Annotated in this window: 18 protein-coding genes; 5 read left to right on the forward strand and 13 right to left on the reverse strand. The window is 59.5% G+C overall.

All coding sequences use genetic code 11. The features are described 5' to 3' along the window. Positions 1-89: 89 nt before the first annotated feature. From FDP08_RS14700 to FDP08_RS14725, 6 genes are all read right to left on the reverse strand, one after another. Positions 90-911 (reverse strand): ABC transporter permease subunit, encoded by an 822-nt coding sequence (locus FDP08_RS14700; RefSeq protein WP_137436875.1) that lies wholly within the window; start codon positions 909-911, stop codon positions 90-92. After that, positions 904-1,803, reverse strand: a complete 900-nt coding sequence (locus tag FDP08_RS14705) for an ABC transporter permease subunit (RefSeq protein ID WP_206077322.1) — start codon at positions 1,801-1,803, stop codon at positions 904-906. Before FDP08_RS14705 ends, FDP08_RS14700 begins: the two co-directional genes overlap by 8 nt. Positions 1,804-1,837: 34 nt before the next feature. Then, the gene (gene potA / locus FDP08_RS14710) at positions 1,838-2,956 is read right to left on the reverse strand and encodes a polyamine ABC transporter ATP-binding protein (RefSeq protein WP_137436877.1); all 1,119 of its coding nucleotides are present in this window, start codon (positions 2,954-2,956) and stop codon (positions 1,838-1,840) included. A gap of 3 nt (positions 2,957-2,959) precedes the next feature. Continuing rightward, entirely contained in the window at positions 2,960-4,066 is a 1,107-nt protein-coding gene (locus FDP08_RS14715) for a polyamine ABC transporter substrate-binding protein (protein ID WP_137436878.1), read from the reverse strand. Positions 4,067-4,180: 114 nt separating this feature from the next. Further along, positions 4,181-5,191: a c-type cytochrome gene (locus FDP08_RS14720; RefSeq protein WP_137436879.1), complete on the reverse strand. Its 1,011-nt coding sequence runs from the start codon at positions 5,189-5,191 to the stop codon at positions 4,181-4,183. After that, positions 5,188-5,853 (reverse strand): c-type cytochrome, encoded by a 666-nt coding sequence (locus tag FDP08_RS14725; protein ID WP_137436880.1) that lies wholly within the window; start codon positions 5,851-5,853, stop codon positions 5,188-5,190. The genes FDP08_RS14720 and FDP08_RS14725 overlap by 4 nt, the downstream gene beginning before the upstream one ends. Before the next feature lie 180 nt (positions 5,854-6,033). Between FDP08_RS14725 and FDP08_RS20510 the strand changes: the two genes are divergently transcribed. Both FDP08_RS20510 and FDP08_RS14735 read left to right on the forward strand, forming a co-directional pair. Continuing rightward, the gene (locus tag FDP08_RS20510) at positions 6,034-6,999 is read left to right on the forward strand and encodes a hypothetical protein (RefSeq protein WP_228263320.1); all 966 of its coding nucleotides are present in this window, start codon (positions 6,034-6,036) and stop codon (positions 6,997-6,999) included. 114 nt (positions 7,000-7,113) lie between these two features. Beyond that, complete coding sequence (locus FDP08_RS14735) at positions 7,114-8,478, forward strand: glutamine synthetase family protein (RefSeq protein ID WP_137436881.1); 1,365 nt, start codon at positions 7,114-7,116, stop codon at positions 8,476-8,478. 8 nt (positions 8,479-8,486) lie between these two features. On the opposite strand, the gene FDP08_RS14740 is transcribed toward FDP08_RS14735, so the two are convergent. Then, a complete protein-coding gene (locus FDP08_RS14740) occupies positions 8,487-9,950 on the reverse strand; it encodes an aldehyde dehydrogenase (RefSeq protein ID WP_228263367.1) in 1,464 nt (487 codons plus the stop codon). Positions 9,951-10,230: 280 nt separating this feature from the next. On the opposite strand from FDP08_RS14740, the gene FDP08_RS14745 reads away from it, so the two are divergent. Beyond that, complete coding sequence (locus FDP08_RS14745; protein ID WP_137436883.1) at positions 10,231-11,514, forward strand: NAD(P)/FAD-dependent oxidoreductase; 1,284 nt, start codon at positions 10,231-10,233, stop codon at positions 11,512-11,514. Between the two features lie 4 nt (positions 11,515-11,518). Here FDP08_RS14745 and FDP08_RS14750 read toward each other — a convergent pair whose 3' ends face one another. The 6 genes from FDP08_RS14750 to FDP08_RS14775 form a co-directional block, all read right to left on the reverse strand. Next, positions 11,519-12,025, reverse strand: coding sequence for a gamma-glutamylcyclotransferase family protein (locus tag FDP08_RS14750; protein WP_137436884.1), 507 nt, complete (start codon positions 12,023-12,025; stop codon positions 11,519-11,521). 100 nt (positions 12,026-12,125) lie between these two features. Further along, positions 12,126-13,751 carry a phytoene desaturase family protein gene (locus FDP08_RS14755; protein WP_137436885.1) on the reverse strand — a complete coding sequence of 542 codons (1,626 nt, stop codon included), beginning with the start codon at positions 13,749-13,751 and terminating at the stop codon, positions 12,126-12,128. After that, positions 13,748-14,389: a TetR/AcrR family transcriptional regulator gene (locus tag FDP08_RS14760; RefSeq protein ID WP_137436886.1), complete on the reverse strand. Its 642-nt coding sequence runs from the start codon at positions 14,387-14,389 to the stop codon at positions 13,748-13,750. Before FDP08_RS14760 ends, FDP08_RS14755 begins: the two co-directional genes overlap by 4 nt. A 129-nt stretch (positions 14,390-14,518) precedes the next feature. Beyond that, on the reverse strand, positions 14,519-14,953 hold the full coding sequence (locus tag FDP08_RS14765; protein ID WP_137436887.1) for a DUF7282 domain-containing protein: 435 nt from the start codon (positions 14,951-14,953) through the stop codon (positions 14,519-14,521). Positions 14,954-15,080: 127 nt separating this feature from the next. Then, positions 15,081-15,980 carry a mechanosensitive ion channel domain-containing protein gene (locus tag FDP08_RS14770; protein ID WP_170979039.1) on the reverse strand — a complete coding sequence of 300 codons (900 nt, stop codon included), beginning with the start codon at positions 15,978-15,980 and terminating at the stop codon, positions 15,081-15,083. A gap of 90 nt (positions 15,981-16,070) precedes the next feature. After that, the gene (locus tag FDP08_RS14775; protein ID WP_137436888.1) at positions 16,071-17,075 is read right to left on the reverse strand and encodes an AraC family transcriptional regulator; all 1,005 of its coding nucleotides are present in this window, start codon (positions 17,073-17,075) and stop codon (positions 16,071-16,073) included. 90 nt (positions 17,076-17,165) lie between these two features. On the opposite strand from FDP08_RS14775, the gene FDP08_RS14780 reads away from it, so the two are divergent. Both FDP08_RS14780 and FDP08_RS14785 read left to right on the forward strand, forming a co-directional pair. Then, on the forward strand, positions 17,166-18,779 hold the full coding sequence (locus tag FDP08_RS14780; protein ID WP_137436889.1) for an FAD-binding protein: 1,614 nt from the start codon (positions 17,166-17,168) through the stop codon (positions 18,777-18,779). A gap of 5 nt (positions 18,780-18,784) precedes the next feature. After that, positions 18,785-19,972 carry an L-lactate dehydrogenase gene (locus tag FDP08_RS14785; RefSeq protein WP_137436890.1) on the forward strand — a complete coding sequence of 396 codons (1,188 nt, stop codon included), beginning with the start codon at positions 18,785-18,787 and terminating at the stop codon, positions 19,970-19,972.

Consider the following 19,972-nt stretch of genomic DNA (forward strand, 5'->3'; position numbering starts at 1 on the left):
GAATCCGTACAAACCGCTGCAAAAATCCGGGACCAAGACTGCCGGTTCATAACCCGGAGCCGGGCTCCCGTACCTTTATAGCAGAGGTGTCAGATTTCCCGTCGCCGTTTATGGTCCGCCCGCAGCATCAGATACCATGCAATAAAGGCGATCAACGACACCGCCAGGATGATCAGTGCGGCCAATGCGTTGATCTTGGGTGACACACCCATCCGCACCGATGAGAATACCACCATGGGCAGGGTGGTGGCCCCAGGCCCTGACACAAAACTGGCAATTACGAGGTCATCCAGCGACAGCGTGAACGCCAGCAGCCAGCCCGACACCAGCGCCGGGGCAATCACCGGCAGGGTGATCACAAAGAATGTCTTCAGGGGCGTGCAGCCCAGATCCATGGCCGCTTCCTCGATGGAACGGTCCACTTCACGCAGGCGGGCGCTGACCACGACCGCCACATAGGCACTGCAGAAGGTGGTGTGGGCAATCCATATCGTTGCCATGCCCCGGTCTGTGGGCCAGCCGATGGTTTGCGCCATCTGCACGAACAGCAGCAACAGCGACAGCCCAGTGATAACCTCTGGCATTACCAGCGGTGCACTGATCATGCTGGACAACAGGGTGCGCCCGCGAATGCGCTTGAAGCGGGTCATCACGAACGCACACAGGGTGCCCAGGCACACCGCCATGCTGGCGGAGTAGAAAGCAATCTTCAGGCTCATCCACACCGCCGAAAGAATCTGCTGGTCGCGGAACAGTTCGCCATACCAGTGCGTGGAAAAGCCCGCCCACACCGATACCAGTCTGGAGGCATTGAACGAGTAAACAATCAGCACGACCATCGGCAGGTACAGGAACAGCAGCCCTAATATCAGCATGACTTTGGAAAAACTCGCGGAGCGGGAGTTAACCATGCTTTTCCATCTCCCTGGCCTGGAAGCGATGGAAGAGGATGATGGGTATCAACAGCAGCGCCAGCATCACAATGGCGAGCGACGACGCCACCGGCCAGTCACGGTTATTGAAGAATTCCTCCCACAGCACTTTGCCGATCATCAATGTATCCGGCCCGCCCAGCAGCTCCGGGATCACGAACTCACCCACCGCCGGAATGAACACCAACATGGAGCCCGCGATAATGCCGGCTTTTGATAGTGGCAGGGTGATGGCCCAGAAGGTGGTCAGGCTGCGGCAGCCGAGGTCCGACGCGGCCTCAAGCAATCGCACATCGAGCTTCACCAGATTGGTGTATATCGGCAGCACCATGAACGGCAGATAGGCGTAGGCAATGCCCAGGACCACCGCAAAGTTGGTATTCAGCATTTTCAGGGGGCTGTCGATGACCCCCAGCCCTATCAGCAGGTTGTTCAGCAGGCCCTGGTTGCCGAGTATACCCATCCACGCGTATACCCGGATCAGGAACGAGGTCCACGACGGCAACATCACCATTAACAGCAAGACCAGCTGCATTCGGGCCGAGGCGCGGGCCATCGCATAGGCCATCGGATAGCCAATCAACAGGCAAACCAGTGTGGATATGAAGGCGATCTTGACCGAGCCCCAGTAGGCGGCGATGTACAGGCTGTCGGACAACAGGAACAGGTAGTTGCTGAAATTCACCACCACCGAGAAGGTGTTGTCCACGAAGGTGAACACCGGCTCGTAAGGCGGGATGGCCATCACCGCCGAGGAAAAGCTGATCTTCAGCACCAGCGCGAATGGCAGCAGGAAGAACAGCAGCAACCACACAAAGGGAATGCCAAACACTACCCTGCGATGAAACAGAACGGCACGTACCCGCTCCATCAACGGGCTGGGCATCAGTTTGTTGGCCATGGCATCAGTTCCACAACAGCATTGGGCTGGAAGCTTCCCAGGACACAAACACCGTATCGCCCCATGCCGGTCGCTCACCCCGGCGTTCCACGTTAGCCATGGTGGCTTGAACGCGCCTGCCGCTGTCCAGTTTCACGTAATAGGAAGTCATGTCTCCCAGGTACGCGATGTTGTCCACGGTGCCGCGGCTCCAGTTGTTATCGCCGTCCGGTTTGTCGGTCGTGAGGTAGATTTTTTCCGGACGAAGGGCAATCAGCGTGTCGGTGGATTCCGCAGGCGTGGTCACACCTCGGTCGATGAATACCGGGACATCCAGCGCCTCACTGATGAGCGTGATGCTATGGGCTTCGTCGTCGCGGATGCAGGCCTCAAAGATATTTACGGAGCCGATGAACTCGGCCGTCATCCGGCTGTTCGGGCTTTCGTAGATATCGATGGGCGAACCCACCTGGGCAATGCGTCCCTGGGCCATGATGGCGATGCGGCTGGCCATGGTCATGGCCTCTTCCTGATCGTGGGTAACCATCAGGCAGGTGGCGCCTACCTGTTCAAGGATTTCCACCAGCTCCAGCTGCATTTCCGTGCGCAGCTTTTTGTCCAGCGCGCCCATGGGTTCGTCCAGTAACAGCAGTTTCGGGCGCTTGGCCAGTGAACGGGCCAGGGCCACGCGCTGCTGCTGGCCGCCAGATAACTGCTGGGGTTTGCGCTTGGCAAAGGCCTCCATCTTGACCAGTTTCAACATGGCCTCTACCCGGTCGCGAATCTCGCTCCTTGGCAGTTTGTCCTGTTTCAGCCCCATGGCGATGTTCTGCTCTACCGTCATGTGGGGGAACAGCGCGTAAGATTGGAACATCATGTTGGTTGGGCGCAGGTACGGCGGAAGGTCGGTAATGTCCTGGCCATCCAGCACCACGCGACCGGTGTTGGGCGCCTCAAAACCTGCCAGCATGCGCAGCAACGTGGACTTGCCGGAGCCGGAACCACCCAGCAGCGCGAAAATCTCTCCCTTGTGGATGTCCAGGCTTACGTTGTCCACGGCCAGGGTGCCATCAAAGCTTTTGGAAATGCCCTCAATTTCGAGTAACACCTCCGCTTGCGCGGAGATGTTGTTATCGTTTTCCACCCCTTAACGACCAGACTTCACGTTGGTCCAGGTGCGGGTCATCAGGCGTTGGATGTCCTGAGGCCGACCTTCCATGATGTACAGCTTCTTCATCACCTCATCGGTGGGGTAGATGCTGGTGTCATTGAGGATCTCCGGATCAACAAACTCATTCGCCGGCTTGTTCGGGTTGGCGTACCACACGTAGTTGGTCACGTCCGCGATGATTTCCGGGCGCATCAGGAAGTTCATCAGCTTGTGGGCGTTTTCCACGTTGGGAGCGCCCGCCGGAATGGTCATCATGTCAAACCACAGCACCGCACCTTCCTTGGGGATGGTGTAGCGGATCACATTACCATTGCCGGCTTCTTCAGCACGAGCAGCGGCCTGCAGTATGTCACCGGAATAGCCGGCGGCGACGCACAGATCACCGTTTGCCAGGTCGGCGATGTAACGGGACGAGTGGAAGTAGGTCACGTTCGGGCGGATGGCCCTGATCACCTCGCCGCCTTTTTTGATGTCCTCGGCGTTGATGCTGTTCGGGTCCAGGCCAATGTAGGCCATGGCTGCACGTACCATTTCCTCACCGGAATCCAGCATGGCAATGCCACAGCCGCCAGCGGCCAGTTTGCCGGTCACCTCGGGATCAAACACCAGGGCCCAGGAGTCCGTGGGCGCGTCGTCACCCAGGATTTCCTGAATGCGGCCTTCGTTGTAGCCATAGCCATTGGTGCCCCACAGGTAAGGCAGGGAGAATTGGCTGCCCGGGTCGACTTTTTCCAGGTCGTCCATCAGGTCCGGGTTCAAATTGGCCATGTTCGGCAACTTGTCCTGGTCCAGCGGCACAAACGCCTGGGCAGAAATCTGCTTGGCCACATAATGGTTGGAGGGTACCACCAGATCATAGCCGGAACGCCCGGAAAGCAGTGCCGCCTCCAGGATCTCGTTGCTGTCGTAAACGTCGTAGATCACCTTGATGCCGGTTTCCGCGGTGAACTTCTCCAGCGTGTCTTCGGCAATGTAATCGGACCAGTTGTACACACGCACTTCTTCTGCCGCGAAGGCAGACGGCGCACCCAATGACACAGCAATAGCGGCGGCAAGGGCCGCTGGCTTATACAACTTCAACATCGGTAGTGTCCCTCGTAGAAAAGGGATGGATACAAAGCGTGCAGGACGCACGCAGTATTTTGCAGGTCTTTCGCGCGATATTTATCACGAGAACGCAGGGTACGCTACATAATTTTATTCAAACGTTCGTGGATGAACCGATTCCGGCTGCAGGAAGTCCTTCTCGCCTGTGTTGGAATGGTCTCCCAGCACCTTGCCGTCGGATTTCCGGGTCTGGCCGTACAGTGAATGCTTGTGGAAGGTCGGGCCGTATTTCTCGAGGGTTTCCTCTATATCGCCGGTGTAGCGGGGGTCCTGAGGGCGTTCCTGGCTATTCATATAGTAGGCGATATTCCAGGCTTCCTGGTCCGTCAGGGATAACGGTTGACCCAATGGCATGTTGTTCTTGATAAAACCGGCTGCGGTAACCAATCGCACGATGCCGGCACCCCAGTTATTGGAGCCGTCACCCCAGGGTGCAGGAAACACCGTCTGCCCATCAACGCGAAGGCCCTGGCCGTCTTCACCATGACATACGGCGCAGTTGTCATTGAACAGCTGCTTACCGTTCGCGTAACTCAGTTGCTCCGGACGCTCTGGTGCCGGGAAACCGCGACCATAGACCGGTTTTTCCGGGTACATTTTCACGCCTTTGGCGAGCCACTGATGATACGCCGATATGGCGACCATATTGTCGCTGCCATACGCGGGCGGTTTGCCGTTCATGGAGTAGGTAAAGCAGCCGGCAATACGCTCTTCCAGGTTATTGACGTGGTCATTCTTGCCTCGATAGCCGGGCAAAGTGACCGCTGCCGGCCAGACCGGGGCGCTGAAGGGCATGCGGCCTTCACCAAGGTGGCAGTTGGAACAGTTCATATTATTGAAAACGTTCTCACCGCGAAGCTGCTGTGTATTGGTGAACAGGTCGTGGCCCCGGCGAATCACTCGCTTGAGCTCCGGGTGCATGTCGGATTGCTCAAGATCTTCCAGGGTCGGCGGGATATGGACCAGTTCATTGTCTTCCGGTGCTGGAAAACCCAGTTCGGTCAGGGTATTGATGTAGTCCTCTGTGTGGTCGCTCGCAACAATCCCCGTTGAACAAAGAAGAGAACCTGCCAGCACGGCATAAGCAAACGGTGATTTCATGGCTGCGACTCCTCTGTATTGAGCACGGGCGATTGGGCTGCAAGCCAGGCGGCGACAGCCTGGATGTCCTCGTCGTTCAGACGTCTGGCAATGGAGCCCATCAGGTCCCGCGGGTCGTTCTTGCGGTTCTCTGACTGCCAGGCCTTCAGTTGCGCCTCGATATACCGGGCGTGCTGCCCGGCAATGCCGGGAAATACTGCGCCGGCGCCCTGGTTCTCAGGGCCGTGGCAACTCTTGCAGGAGACAATATACTTCGACCAGTCACCTCTTTCGGCCAGCTTTTGACCCCGCTGAAGCACCGCCTCGCTGGCATCTGTGATCTCCTGGCCGTGCGTGGGGGTCATCTCACTGTAGTACCCGGCAATATCCAGAATCTGCTGGTCCGACAGCATGTTGGCAAAGGATTTCATGGTGGCGTTCTCGCGCTCACCGGATTTGTAGTCCCGCAACTGCTTGGCAATGTACTCGGCGTTCAGGCCGGCCAGCCGAGGCCAGGATTCGCCCTGTTCGTTATTCTTGCCGGAGCCATCAGGCTGATGGCAAGAGGCACACATGGCAGCAGCTTCGGCACCACGGGAGGCATCCCCCGGGGTGGCCGCCTGAGCCCGGGAGGTAAGAGCCAAAAGGCCCAAAGCAAGAATAGTGGTTGGCATATAGTTCATGGTCGGTGTCCCTCCCTGACCGCCGGCGGTTGGTAATGCATTGAGCATAGTATTCGCCGGGAAATGACACCAGTCGCCTGAACCCTTGTCGGCCTTTACCTGGTTTTTACACCCCCTTGACGGACAGTTCTTCAGTGCTTCGGGAAGATAGACAGTAACAGTGGATCGCGGAGAGAGCTCATGAGAATGTGGCCAAGCAGGTGGGTTAAAGGAGGGGTAGGACTGGCGGTTGTTCTGCTGTCTGGTTGCAAAGCCAGTAGTACGTCAGATGATCATCATTATGGATACGATGAAAGCCATTACACCCATGGCTATTTTGTGGACGCCAGGGACACCGGGCACTATTTTCCCGATACCGGCTGGAGCCTGAACCGTGAGTCTGAGGCCTGTATCGGCGATACGCTGTATTTCGAAACCGCCAACGAGCGGGTTCGGGTTTATGGCTCACCGGCCTATAGTGAAACCACCTTCCGTGCGGCTGCCACCGAACTGGATAACCGGATCGATGATGTGCTGAGCCAGTTCCGCATGGGGTGGCATGACTTTATTGATGAGCGCAGTGCCGCGGCGCCGTACCCGAAACAACTGATTGCCTGCCTGAGTCCGCACGTTGCGGATGCAGAGCTTTCCTCCGCATCGCTCTCTGCTGTCGCCATCGCGCCCTACCATGGAAGCTGGCCCTACGACACCGGCCAGATTCTCACCCATGATCTGGCCCACTACGTTCAGGAAAACCTGAGCCGCTACAATGCTCATCATACCCTGCTGCCGCTGTGGTTCGCCGAAGGCCAGGCTACCGTGGTGGCTGGAGAGCCGATTGCATCCGCCTATCAGCATTACGATTATGAGCCCTTGCGGGACGTCACCAGAGAGGATGCCGGTAACGCCAGTCTCCGCTACGAGCATTACGCCCTGGCCTATCGCTACCTGGAAAAGGCCAACGGTGCGCTTGCCATGACGCTGTTACTGGATCTGGTTCAGTTCATGGACTGGAAGGGCGACTACCCCGGAGTAATCAGTAGTGGCGAATCCCGGGCATTTGTCGAGGCTTTTGATGCTGTGGAGTTGGTGGATCATCGGGGCCGGTATTTGAGTTTTGCGCGGTTTCGGGCGGAGTATCATGAACTGCTGGGTGCAAGTTACTGAGCGTGGTTTATCCCTATATTGCAAATTGCCCCGGAAAGCAGGATAAAGGAGCCTTGAAACCCCCTGTGTCGGCCCGTCGCCACAGGCCTGTTCGAGTTCTGAAAGGTTTACCTTATGGGTTCTGGTTTTGCGAGCGCTAACGCATTTCTTCAGGCGCATCCCGAGCTGCAGTTTGTTGACCTGCTGATTCCGGATATGAATGGCATTGTTCGCGGCAAGCGGGTGGATCCGTCGTCGCTTGCGAAGGTATTTGAGCGGGGCGTGGCCATGCCGGCCTCCATCTTTGCCCTCAACATCCAGGGCACTACCGTGGAAGAAACCGGCCTGGGCCTGGATATTGGCGAGGCAGACCGGGTGTGCCTGCCCATAGATGCCACCCTGACCATGGAGCCCTGGCAGAAGCGTCCTACTGCGCAATTGCTGTTGACCATGTTCGAACTGGACCGGGAGACACCGTTTTTCGCGGACCCCCGCGTGGTGCTGCAGAATATCGTCAAGCGCTTCGAAGCCCTGGGCCTCACCCCGGTTGCCGCCTATGAGCTGGAGTTCTACCTGATTGACCAGGAGAACCTGGCCGGTCGGCCGCAACCGCCTAAGTCACCGATTTCCGGTAAGCGTCCGGCAGGCACCCAGGCCTATTCCATTGATGATCTGGATGAATACGCGGAATTCCTTGCGGATATACTGGATGCGGCCCGTGAACAGGAGTTGCCGGCCGACGCTCTGGTGGCAGAATCTGCTCCTGGCCAGTTCGAGGTGAACCTGCATTACGTGGATGATGCCGTGCGAGCCTGCGATCACGCCACCCTGCTCAAACGCCTGATCAAGAACATGGCCTACGACCATGAGATGGACACCACCTTCATGGCCAAGCCTTACCACAGCCAGGCAGGCAGCGGCATGCACCTGCATGTGAGCCTGGTGGATGGGGAAGGGCGCAATGTGTTCGCCGGCGATGCGGAGCAACCAAACGACATTCTGCGATGGGCGATCGGTGGGCTGGTGGCCACCATGAACGATGCCATGGCGCTGTTCTGCCCCAACATCAACTCGTATCGCCGGTTCAGCCCCGAGTATTACGTGCCCAGCGCGGCGACCTGGGGTGTCGACAACCGCACCGCGTCACTGCGTCTGCCTGGTGGAGATCCCGAAGCACTGCGCATTGAACACCGCGTCGCCGGTGCGGACGCCAACCCATACCTGTTGATGGCAGCGGTGCTGGCGGGCATTCACTATGGCATTACCAACAGGATCGAGCCGCCGCCGGTGACCGTGGGCAACGCCCATGAGCAGCACGAAGCCAGCCTGGTGAACAACCTGCGGGATGCGTTGCGGGAACTTGGCCAGTCAGCGGTGATGGCGGAGTACCTGGGCAGCCAGTTCCTGGATGTGTTCGTGGCCTGCAAGGAGCACGAACTGAACGAGTTCGAGATGACCATCTCGGATCTGGAATACCTTTGGTACCTGCACACGGTGTAAGGCCCCAATTATTCAATCACCAGCCAGGTGGCCTTGATTTCGGTGTACTTGTCGAAGGCGTGCAGGGACTTGTCGCGGCCGTTGCCGGACTGCTTGAAGCCACCGAAGGGCGCGGTCATGTCACCACCGTCGTAATGGTTGATCCACACGCTGCCGGCCCTGAGCGCCCTGGCCACTTTGTGGGCGGTGTTGATGTTGGAGGTCCACACCGCCGCCGCCAGGCCGTAGATCGAATCGTTGGCAATGGTAATGGCTTCCTCAGCCGTCTTGAACCCGATCACTGACAATACCGGCCCGAAGATTTCCTCCGAGGCGATGCGCATCTTATTATTCACCCCATCAAACACCGTGGGCTGAACAAAAAGGCCGCCCGTCTCTTCCATCACCCGCTTGCCGCCCTCCACCAGTGTTGCGCCTTCGGACTGGCCGATGCCAATGTAGTCAATGATGCGGTCGAGCTGAGCCTGATCGACAATGGCGCCACAGGTCGTTGCCGGGTCCAGGGGATGGCCGGGGTGCCAGGTTTTCAGGGCTTCGCGAATCAGGCCGATGAACTCGGCGCGAATACTTTCTTCCACCAACAGCCGGCTGCCGGCAGTGCACACTTCGCCCTGGTTAAAGGCAATGGCGGTGGCCGCTTCTGCCGCGGCTTTTTTCAGGTCCGGCGCATCTGCGAAGACGATGTTGGGGCTTTTGCCACCGGCTTCCAGCCACACCCGTTTCATGTTGGACTGGCCGGCGTAGATCATCAGTTGCTTGGCAACGTTGGTGGAGCCGGTGAACACCAGGCAGTCCACATCCATATGTAGAGCCAGGGCCTTGCCGACGGTGTGGCCATAGCCGGGGAGCACGTTGAACACTCCTGCAGGTACGCCGGCTTCCTCCGCCAGAGCCGCCAGGCGAATCGCCGTGAGCGGGGATTTCTCCGAGGGCTTGAGGATGACCGAGTTTCCTGTGGCGAGGGCCGGGGCAATCTTCCAGGAGGCCATGATCATCGGGAAGTTCCAGGGCACGATGGCGGCCACCACACCCATGGGCTCCCGGGAAATCATACCGATCTGGTCGTGGGGTGTAGCAGCCAGTTCGCCATACACCTTGTCGATGGCTTCAGCAGTCCAGCGAATAGCGCGGGCGGTTGCAGGTACATCCACGGCACGGGCGTGGCTGACCGGTTTGCCCATGTCGAGGGTTTCCAGCAGGGCCAGTTCGTCGCCATGGGCCTCGATCAGTTCAGCGAAGCGAATGAGAACGGCCTTGCGTTTGGCGGGCGCCAATTGGCTCCAGGCGCCGCTTTCGAAAGCGTTCCTGGCGGCGGTCACCGCAAGGTCGGCATCGGCCTGGTCGCAACTGGCAACACGGGTCAGCTCACGCCCGTCCACCGGGCTGATGCAGGAGAAGGTCTCACCGTTAACAGCCCATTGAAAGGCACCATTCACATAGGCTCGGCTTTCAAAGCTGAGGTGATCTGCCATGGCCTGCCAGCCGGCCTGATCGGAGGGTGTCAGGGAAGGCGCGGTTGAACGTTCGGGATGACTCATGGCTGGCTCTCAGGCAAGGGAATTGGTCAATCATAGCAGCACTTTCGCGACCAATCGCGGCCCCTGGTATAGGTAGAAGAACCTGTCTTCCCGAATGTCGGGTCCTGGCATAAACTTGTGTCGGCGGCCGCTTTTCCCGGCCGCCTCCGGATTGCACTCTGTTCTACCCCCTGATCAACCCCTGATCAGCTCGTCACCCTGTACGGCGCCCATTATGACCCAGTATCCCCCGGTTCCTTCTTATTACGCCGCCTCGGCTAACAAGGCGCCCCGACGCCCGGCATTGCAGGGTCAATGCGAGGCGGACGTGTGCGTGGTGGGTGCAGGTTATACCGGCTTATCCACCGCGCTGTTTCTGGCAGAGGCCGGTTTCCGGGTGGTGGTGCTGGAAGCGGCAACGGTGGGCTGGGGTGCTTCAGGCCGCAACGGCGGCCAGATCGTAAACAGTTTCAGTCGGGATCTGGACAGTATCGAACGCCAGACCAGGCCAGACCATCTGCGACTGCTGGCGGACATGGCTTTTGAAGGCAGCCAGATCATCCGGCAGCGGGTGAGGGATTACCGTATCCGGTGCGACTTGAAAGAGGGTGGCATTTTCGCGGCCCTGAACCCGCGCCAGCTCAAACATCTGGAAGCCCAGCAGGCGCTGTGGCGACGGTTCGGCTATGACAAACTGGAACTGCTGGATCAGGAAGCTATCCGCGCCCGTGTCGGCACCGACCGTTACGTCGGTGGCGCCATTGACCACACGGGCGGGCATATCCATCCGCTGAACCTGGCGCTGGGCGAGGCAGCAGCACTGGAATCCCGGGGCGGAGTCATCCACGAACATTCCGAAGTCATACAGATTCTTCCCGGCCAGCCGGCAATGGTGAAAACCAGGGAAGGAGAGGTGAAGGCACAGTTCGTTGTTCTGGCCGGTAATGCGTACCTGGGCGGACTGGTGCCGGAGCTGGGCGCCAAGTCCATGCCCTGCGGCTCGCAGATCATCGCCACCGAGCCATTGGATGAGGCCACCGCAAAACGACTTTTGCCCGAAGACAACTGCGTGGAGGACTGCAATTACCTGCTGGATTACTTCCGCCTCTCCGGCGACAAGCGCCTGATCTACGGTGGTGGCGTCGTCTACGGTGCCCGCGACCCGGCCAACATCGAGCGGCTGATCCGCCCCAACATGCTGAAAACCTTCCCGGAACTGGCGCAAGTAAAGATCGACTACGCCTGGACCGGCAACTTCCTGCTCACCCTGTCCCGCCTGCCACAGATGGGCCGGCTACAGGACAACGTATTCTATTCCCAGGGCTGCTCCGGCCACGGCGTTACCTTCACTCACGTGGCGGGCAAAGCCCTGGCGCTGGCGATCGAAGGCCAGGCCGATCGCTTCGACGCCTTCGCCAGTCTGCCGCACTACCCATTCCCGGGCGGGCGGGCATTCAGGGTTCCGTTAACGGCGTTGGGAGCCTGGTATTACGGGTTACGGGATCGGTTGGGGGTGTGATAGCTCAGTTGCCGCTCTTTTGCTGGCCATAAATCGACAACTCCCGCTCATGTCGACCGGGCCTGGGATCGTCGATGGAGATCACGGCTTCAATCTGCGCAATGTAGTCGGCTGGAAGGCCGTTTTCCCGGGCGCCGATGAGAACGTGGTCCTTGTACCAGTGGAAGGGTTTCAGCGAGTCATTGAAGCGGGTGGCGTAGTACATCCAGGCTCCAAGAGCACCTTCCCCGGTTATCAGCTTGACCTGCTTTTCATCATATCCTCGCCCCAGCGCCTCATGTCGGTCCAGGTCCGGCTTTTCATTCTCGGCGATCTCGTACACCACGCCCATGACCCGATCTACCGGATCGCCGGTCTCTTCTGCGTCGCATTTGGCGGAGCCGTCCATCGCGGCCTTGTGGAAACGCAGCCGATGAGTGGGGAGCTCTGCCACGGCTACGAATCGGGCCGACGGAACCCGGGCCTGAAGTCTTCGTTGTGACATATTCGAGCCGTAGCAGAAGCAGAGCATTGCGCCTCCTTGTCTGAATTAATCTATCTGATCAGGGTATCACGCCGTTTCAGGTTTCATCTTTTCAGCCAGTGCAGTGCCTGTTGTGACTGAATACCCGTCAACCCACAAACATCTTCTTCGCCAACGGCAACCCCTTCAGGCCACTAACCGCAACCGTCGCGAGTAGCCCTCCAATCATCGCCCCCGCCACGCCGCAGGTCATCACATCCTGGCCGGTGAGGTAGAGGCCGGGGATGCGGGTTTTGGGCTTCAGCCAGTCCTGTTCGAAGCGACTCGGAGTGTGGTTCAGGCCGTAGATCTCGCCTTTGCTGTAGCGGCAGAAGTAGTCGGTGGACAGGGGCGTGGACAGCTCGTAGTAGTCCACCTTGCCTTCCAGGTGCGGGAACTTCTCGTACAGCTTGGCCAGCAGGCGCTGAGCATAGGCTTCTTTCTTCGCTTCGTACTCTTCGCCGCGCTTGCCCCAGGTTTTGTCGGCCCAGTCTGCATACCAGTCGTAGGGCCCGGGAGCGACAATCTCGATGGTGGCGCGGCCGGGGTAGCGTTCGGCAAAGCTCGGGTCCTTGGCGGAAGGGAAAGAGATGTACGTCAGCGGAATATCGGTGTCGTCGGGCGCAGCCATGAAATCGCTCACCTGCTTTTCATAATCGGCACCGGGGTAGATCCAGTAGTTGGTTTTCGGCAGCTTCAGGTTCTCGGCGGTGTCCTGCAGGCCAATGTACAGGCAGTTGCTGGCCATGGAGCGTTCCACGGTTTTCAGCTTCTGCTGGTAATAGTCCCGGTGGGGTGCGGATTCGGGCAGTAGCTTGTCGAAGGTGTTGAACACGCCGGCGTTACTGATCACCAGTGGGGCGCGGACCTCTTCACCATCGGCCATGCGCACACCAACCGCCTTGCCCTTTTCGATCAGGATTTCCTTCACATCGGCGTAGGTGAACACCTCACCGCCGCTCTGCTGTATGACCGGGATGATCGTCCTGGCCATTTCCGACGCGCCGCCGATGGGGTAGTAACCACCGTAGAGATAATGGCGTGCAATCAGCGCATGGATGATGAAGCTGGATTCCGCGGGTGGCAGACCGTTGTCGCCCCATTGACCGGTGAGTACGGCAATCAGCTCCTGGTTGCTGGTCAGACCTTCCAGTACTTCACGGGTGGGCCGGTTCAGGAACGAAGGTGCCGTGCGGTCGACCAGCTTGCGCAGGGGGCCGGCGGCCAGGTCGGGCAGCACTTTGCCAATCACCAGCCCCGGCATGGCTTTGGCCACCTGCTTCAGGTAACCCAGGTAAGTGTCGATGGCTTTTTCTTCACCGGGGAAGGCCTTCTTCAGTTCGGCCTTGAAGTTGTCGGGCCCGGCTACCAGATCCACATGGCGGTTGCCGATGAAGATGCGGTCGAAGTGGCTGTCCATGGGCGCCCACTTCAGTTGACCATCAGTAATATGGTCGAACAGTCGCTTGGTCAGCGTGTGGTCCGCACCCACATCGCCGATGTAGTGCACGCCCACATCCCACTCGTAGCCGTTGCGGTCGTAACTGTGGGTGAATCCGCCGGCGGTGTAATGCTGCTCGAACACCACCACTTTCTTGCCCAGTTTGCTCATACAGGCGGCGGTGGTCAGCCCACCGATGCCGGAGCCTATAACAATGGCGTCGTAGGGGCCGTTCAGGCGATTGGCGCGGTAACGATGGCCGACACGAATGGTGCTGGGTTTGGGGCTGCTCATGAGGAGGTGTCCTTGTGAGGTTGATCATTATTGTTCGCGCGCGAGCCGTCCAGGAGCAGGGTGACAACGCCTTCCGCCAGGTGGGGTTCCACTTTGGCACTGGGTAGATGGCCATCGATGGTCAGTTGCGAAAGCCCATGCACCAGCGACCAGGCGGCAGCGGTCATCAGTGAAAGGGGAATGGGCTTCACATACCCCGCCTGCTGGGCCCGGGCAATGGTGTCTTCCAGCACCTGGAACGCGCTCTTGCCTGCCGTGTCCAGGCGCGGGTGAACACCCTTGGGCAATACCCGCCCACCAAACATCAGCCGGTAAAGATTGGGCTCGTCCTGTGCAAAAGATACGTACACCAGGCCAATATCTACCAACGCCAGCCTCGGACTCGATTGATCCACTGCCAGCAGGCGCTTCCGCAGGGCTTCAAAGCCGGTAACGGCCAGTTCTGCCAGCAGGCTTTCCCGGTCGATAAAGTGCCGGTATAACGCCGGGGCACTGACCCCGATCTGTTTGGCCAGGGCGCGCAGGCTGATGGCGGAGTCGCCATGTTCGCGCAGGGTTTCCAGAGCTAACTGATGCGCCTGCTGTGGCAGGTCACCATGGTGGTAGCTGGCTTTCAGTGCGGTTGGAGTGTCAGGCATAAGTTATCATCAGTAACATTGTTACAGGTGATAACATCACGACGGCAAGGCAGGTGTCAAGCCGTCCCTGACCACAAGTGGCCAGGGACGCATGCACCTTACAGGTGCTGCACAGTCTGACCTTAGTGGTTATTTGGCCGTAATGGTAGCCATCACCAGCTTGCCGTCTTTACGGATAGGTCCGTCTTCCTTGGCGCCGAGGGTGTATTCAAAGGTGCCGGTTTTCATACCACCGTCTTCACTATGGAGCATCAGCATCAACATATCACCGGAGGCGACTTCTTCGGTGAGTATAGCCGCCACATCCATATTCTTGCCCTTCTTCAGCGGCGCGTGGCCAACTACCGGGCCAGGCTTCATGGCGTCGTCAGTGCGGTGCACCACCAACCAGCCGTTCTTTTCGGCCATGACTTTCTTTGCCGTCACGGTACCCTCAGAGGCGGATTGATCGTCGCCCCATACGCCAACTTTGGAATGGTCGCCTGCCAGCGCAACGCCGGAAGTCAAAGCGGTGGAAACCAGGGTGGCGGTCAGAAATGCTGCGATCTTTGTGTGCTTGTTCATTGCCTTCTCCTTGCAGTCTGTAGTTCCCATCCGTTCGATTGAATTCAGATGGGCTACAAGCAACTACGGGCAGAGCGATCACAAAGTTGCAGGCACGGGCAACTATTTCCGAAAAGCCCGCCGTTTCCTAGTCGTCCTGTTCGTTCTTCTCCTCTTTTTCGTCATCAGAGGGGCGTGGCTTCTTGCTGGAGAAATCGGTGTCGGCAAACACTTCTGACAGGATGGATTGCTCTATGTAACTGCGCTGTCCGGATTTGGCGGGCAGCCGCACGGTGAGGTGGATTTCGCTGGCCACCGGCGCCTGGATGGTCACCCTCGGGTCTACCGAGGGGACTTCCAGTCCTCGCAAAACGCCAACCTTGTTCATGTGCTTGCGAACCGCCTCAAGATAGGGCTCGCAATGGCGATTGGCGGCATCCAGCAGGGCCTTCTGGGCAGCATGCCAGTCGTCCTCCCGTTTAAAGGGCACCGTGAAAACATGGAAGTCCCAATGGTCAGTAAAACTCTCATTGATGACCGGTTCAGACACGAACAGGGCGTTGGGAACCACGATCATCCGCCCGGTGCGCTGGTGACCAGTCTTGCCGGGACCAACCTCAAGGATGGTGGTCGCCAGGAGGGTCTGGTCGATGACATCACCGCGGAAATCCTTAACCTGTATGCGGTCTCCCAGATTGAAAGAGCCGGCGCCGCTTTTCAGGATTGCGCCGGATACACACAGGATCAGTTCCTTGGTGGCGACCACAAAGGCAACGGCAATGGCAACGATAGACAGTGCCAGGGAGCGGATCTGGTCACCCCATATCAACGCCAGGCCCAGTATCCCCAATAGCAGGAAGCCGTTGCGGAAGTTCACCAGCAACCGGCCCCGCAACTCCGAAGACGTCACGTTTCGCCGTATAAAGCGCGCAGTCAGAGTCCGCAGGATGATGATGGCCAGAATCAGTAGCCCGGTACTGATCAGCAGCCTCAACATGGAGTCCGGCAGCGTAAAACTTTCAGGTACCATGGCCAGGCTCTCTAGCATGTTTCAGTTCCGTGACAGGTAAGTGTGACAGTGCATTGTCGAGGGAAAACCGGGATGTAACAAGCCGCAAAGGCTGTTCTTGCGAAAGAGTCAGCTTTGCTGCTTGCGCCAGCGCACCGGCGGCAAGCCCGTCCAGCGCCTGAAGGCACGGTAAAACGTGCTCACCTCCGCGAACCCCAGTGACTCCGCAATCTCGGGCAGGGTAGCTCCGGTATCAGTCACTGCCTGAAGTGCCTTTTCCCGGCGCACGTCATCCAGCAGGCCATCGAACGTCTGACCCTGTTCCCGGAGCCTTCGCGACAGCGTGCGCTCACTGAGCCCCAGTGCCTCCGCAGCTTCGCCCCGTCGCGGCAGAACCGGACCAAGCCGGGAAGCGAGCCATCGGCGTATTTCCGGAACGGATGCACTGCTCATGGAAAGGGCGGCCAGCCGGGCCTTTGTGTAGCGCTTGTGCACTTGCGCCAGCTGAGGATCTGCCTGGGGCAGGGGCTGATCCAGAACGGCGTTATCCACCAGCACACCGCTGAAGGCCTGCTCGAATTCCACCGGGCAATGGAATGCCGCCTGATACCCCTGCAGCGGCCCAAGCCGGGGCTGGCTGAACTGTACCCGCATCGGCTCCATTCGGGTTCCCGTTACCCAGCTGGCGAAGCCCACTACCGCCGCCAGAACCGCTTCAATCTGGTGAGGGCTGAATGCCAGCTTCCCCTGCCGGGGATGATAAACCAGCCAAGTGGCTGAATCGCCGGCAAGGATCTGGAACCGCCCGCCATCAGAGATCAGCCGCTGGAACCGCTGAACCATCACCACCGCCTCACGAAGGGTTGCCGCGGACTGCAGGGCAAACCCCACACCACTGATACTCATCGGGGTGAATTCCGCGCCCACCTTCAGGCCAAAGCCGGGGTCACCGGTGCAACGCTCCGCCGCATGCCAGAGCCGTGTGATGTCATCAATGGGCCAGCGCTCATGCTCCTGGGCAGCAACAGGAATACCGGCCGTGGCCAGCAGGGCGTCTGCGTCCACGGAGAGTCGTTGAGCCGCAGCAATGACGGTATTCACCCAGCCCAGGGAAACGGTGGCCTCTAAAGTCAATTTTTGTGGCCTCTGAAGTCAATTTTTAAACCATGGTACCGGTATATCTTGGAAACTGACAACAGAGCTCAATCAGGTCGGATGTGCACTATGGTCAAGGTGATTGATTCAGATGTTCTGGTGGTTGGCGGAGGGCTGGCAGGTATTGTTACGGCACTCGAAGCCCTGCGTGCCGGAAAGACGGTCACCCTGTCGGACAGGGATACCGCTGAGCGTATGGGCGGCCTGGCACTCTGGGCCTTTGGCGGCATGATGCTGGTGGACACCCCCCTTCAGAAGCGCATGAAGATCACCGATTCACCGGAGATTGCGCTTGCTGACTGGATTAGCTTCGGTGAGCTGGCTTCGGGTGATGAGTGGCCGCTGCGATGGGCCCGCTACTACGTCGAGCATTCCCGCTCGGAGGTTTATGACTGGCTGAGCGACGAAGGCATCAAATTTCTGCCGGCGGTCAACTGGGTGGAGCGTGGCCGCTTCGGCGATGGCAATCGTGTGCCCCGTTACCATGTCATCTGGGGCACCGCCCGGGAGCTGGTGCGTTGCCTGCTGGAAGCACTGCATCGTGAAAACGGCACCGGCAAGCTCACTGTTCTGCATCAGCACCGAATAGTTGCACTGGACCACGAAGGCGGCAAAGTCTGCGGCGCCCTGGCAATCAACGAGGCCAACAGCGTGGAGGTCCGGCTGACGGCATCGGCGGTGGTGCTGGCCACTGGCGGCATCAATGGCAGCCATGAAGAATGCCGTGCTAACTGGCCCCGCAACCGCGCCCTGCCAGCCAGCATGCTCAACGGCGCACATCCCTACGCGGATGGCCGCATGCACCACTGGGTTGCAGACAGCCTCGGTGGCCGGATCACCCACGCCGGGGAGATGTGGAACTACGCGGCCGGCTTCCCGCATCCTTACCCGCACTTTCCCGGCCACGGTCTGTCTACCATTCCCTGCAAATCTGCCTTGTGGCTGAATCACCGTGGCGAACGCATCGGCCCGGAGCCCCTGGTGACGGGGTTCGACACTCACTGGTTGTGCCAGCGCGTCGCCGAACAGGAAAAACCCTGGACCTGGCACCTGCTTAACTGGCGCATCGCCGCCAAAGAATTTGCCATCTCCGGCGCCGAACACAATGCCCGCATACGGGACAAACAGTTCCCCCTGTTTGTAAAAGAGCTGCTGCTGGGCAACCACCCGCTGGTTCGCCAGATGCAGCGGGAAAGCCGCGACTTCCTGGTGGCAGACAGCCTGAATGACCTGGCCGGTAAAATGAACGCGCTGACCTGTTCCCATGACGTTGATCCCGCCACACTCCAGGCCACCGCGGATGCCTACGATGCCAACTTCGCCGCCGGCACCCAGCTCCACAACGACCCCCAGATCCGCCTGATCCAACACGCACGGGAATGGAAGCCAGACCGCCTGCGCACCTGCAAACCGGCGCCCCTGCAGAAGCCTGGCGCCGGGCCCTACATTGCCATCCGCATGCAACTGATCACCCGCAAAAGCCTGGGCGGCCTGCAAACCGACCTGCAAAGCCGCGTGCTCAATGCCGGTGGCGTTCCCGTGGAGGGCCTGTACTGCGTCGGCGAAGCCGCCGGCTTTGGTGGCGGTGGCGCCAACGGCAAACGTTCCCTTGAAGGCACTTTCCTGCCCGGCTGCATCATGACCGCCCGGGCAGCGGTGCGATCCATTGTTGCAGGAGGCTGACGCCCATGACCCCGAAGTTCGGCTACCCGGCCACCGCCGACGACTACCGTGAAAAGGCCCGCGCCCGCCTGCCCGGGTTCCTCTTCGATTACCTGGACGGCGGCGCGACCAACGAGCAGACCCTCCGCGCCAACGAAGCCGACTGGGCCAACATACACCTGCGCCAGCGGGTTCTGGTCAATGTTGATCAAGTGGATACGACGGTCACCCTGGCAGGGCAGCCCTGCTCCATGCCGGTGGTGCTGGCACCCCTGGGGCTGGCAGGCATGATGGCACAGCGTGGCGAAGTTCAGGCGGTACGCGCCGCCAACGCCGCCGGCATCCCCTTCACCCTGTCCACGGTGGGTATTTGTCCGGTGGAAGAAGTCCAGGCTGCCACCACGGAGGCCGCCTGGTTCCAGCTGTACATGATTCGTGACCGGGCCCGCGTAAAAGCATTGCTGGAGAAAGCCTGGTCAGCCGGCTGCCGCACGCTCGTGTTTACCGTCGACCTGCCACTGCCCGGCATGCGCCATCGCGACTTCCGCAATGGTCTGGCCGGCACCGGCCCGCGCTCCAAGCTACTGAAAATCCAGCAACTGCTGTCACGTCCGGGCTGGTTATGGAACGTCGCCGTGCGCGGTGGCCCTCTCAGCTTTGGCAACCTCAGTGATGCCCTGCCGGATGCACGCAACCTCGATGCGGTCAAAGACTGGATCGATACCCAGTTTGATCCCACCGTCACCTGGGCAGACATTGAATGGATACGACAGCACTGGCAGGGCAAGTTACTGCTCAAAGGCATTCTTGATGTGGAAGACGCCCACCTGGCAGTGCAGGTGGGGGCGGATGGAATAGTCGTGTCCAACCACGGCGGCCGTCAGCTGGACGGTGTTGCCTCGGGCGCTGGCAAGCTGCCGGATATCGTCGCTGCCGTCGGTTCACAGACCGAAATCCTCGTGGATGGCGGCGTTCGCAGTGGTACCGATGTGTTTCGTGCCCTGGCACTGGGCGCCCACGGCGTGATGATCGGCCGCCCCTGGGCGTACGCACTGGCCGGTGGCGGCGAGGCCGGGCTGACCAGACTACTGAGACGCTGGCAGCAGGAGTTGCGGCTGGCAATGACCCTGACTGGCGTAACCCGCATTGCCGATATTGGCACTGACCAACTGGACAGGCCCCATAAACATGAACTCCCGAAGGCTGGAGAATGA

The organism is Marinobacter panjinensis, from assembly GCF_005298175.1.
Lineage (GTDB): Bacteria > Pseudomonadota > Gammaproteobacteria > Pseudomonadales > Oleiphilaceae > Marinobacter > Marinobacter panjinensis.

Bases quoted from the DNA above. Each gene is read 5' to 3' on its own strand.
- FDP08_RS14700 (WP_137436875.1), bottom strand. From the start codon at position 911: ATGGTTAACTCCCGCTCCGCGAGTTTTTCCAAAGTCATGCTGATATTA.
- FDP08_RS14705 (WP_206077322.1), bottom strand. From the start codon at position 1,803: ATGGAGCGGGTACGTGCCGTTCTGTTTCATCGCAGGGTAGTGTTTGGC.
- FDP08_RS14715 (WP_137436878.1), bottom strand. From the start codon at position 4,066: ATGTTGAAGTTGTATAAGCCAGCGGCCCTTGCCGCCGCTATTGCTGTG.
- FDP08_RS14720 (WP_137436879.1), bottom strand. From the start codon at position 5,191: ATGAAATCACCGTTTGCTTATGCCGTGCTGGCAGGTTCTCTTCTTTGT.
- FDP08_RS14725 (WP_137436880.1), bottom strand. From the start codon at position 5,853: ATGAACTATATGCCAACCACTATTCTTGCTTTGGGCCTTTTGGCTCTT.
- FDP08_RS20510 (WP_228263320.1), top strand. From the start codon at position 6,034: ATGAGAATGTGGCCAAGCAGGTGGGTTAAAGGAGGGGTAGGACTGGCG.
- FDP08_RS14735 (WP_137436881.1), top strand. From the start codon at position 7,114: ATGGGTTCTGGTTTTGCGAGCGCTAACGCATTTCTTCAGGCGCATCCC.
- FDP08_RS14740 (WP_228263367.1), bottom strand. From the start codon at position 9,950: ATGGCAGATCACCTCAGCTTTGAAAGCCGAGCCTATGTGAATGGTGCC.
- FDP08_RS14745 (WP_137436883.1), top strand. From the start codon at position 10,231: ATGACCCAGTATCCCCCGGTTCCTTCTTATTACGCCGCCTCGGCTAAC.
- FDP08_RS14750 (WP_137436884.1), bottom strand. From the start codon at position 12,025: ATGCTCTGCTTCTGCTACGGCTCGAATATGTCACAACGAAGACTTCAG.
- FDP08_RS14755 (WP_137436885.1), bottom strand. From the start codon at position 13,751: ATGAGCAGCCCCAAACCCAGCACCATTCGTGTCGGCCATCGTTACCGC.
- FDP08_RS14760 (WP_137436886.1), bottom strand. From the start codon at position 14,389: ATGCCTGACACTCCAACCGCACTGAAAGCCAGCTACCACCATGGTGAC.
- FDP08_RS14765 (WP_137436887.1), bottom strand. From the start codon at position 14,953: ATGAACAAGCACACAAAGATCGCAGCATTTCTGACCGCCACCCTGGTT.
- FDP08_RS14770 (WP_170979039.1), bottom strand. From the start codon at position 15,980: ATGCTAGAGAGCCTGGCCATGGTACCTGAAAGTTTTACGCTGCCGGAC.
- FDP08_RS14780 (WP_137436889.1), top strand. From the start codon at position 17,166: ATGGTCAAGGTGATTGATTCAGATGTTCTGGTGGTTGGCGGAGGGCTG.
- FDP08_RS14785 (WP_137436890.1), top strand. From the start codon at position 18,785: ATGACCCCGAAGTTCGGCTACCCGGCCACCGCCGACGACTACCGTGAA.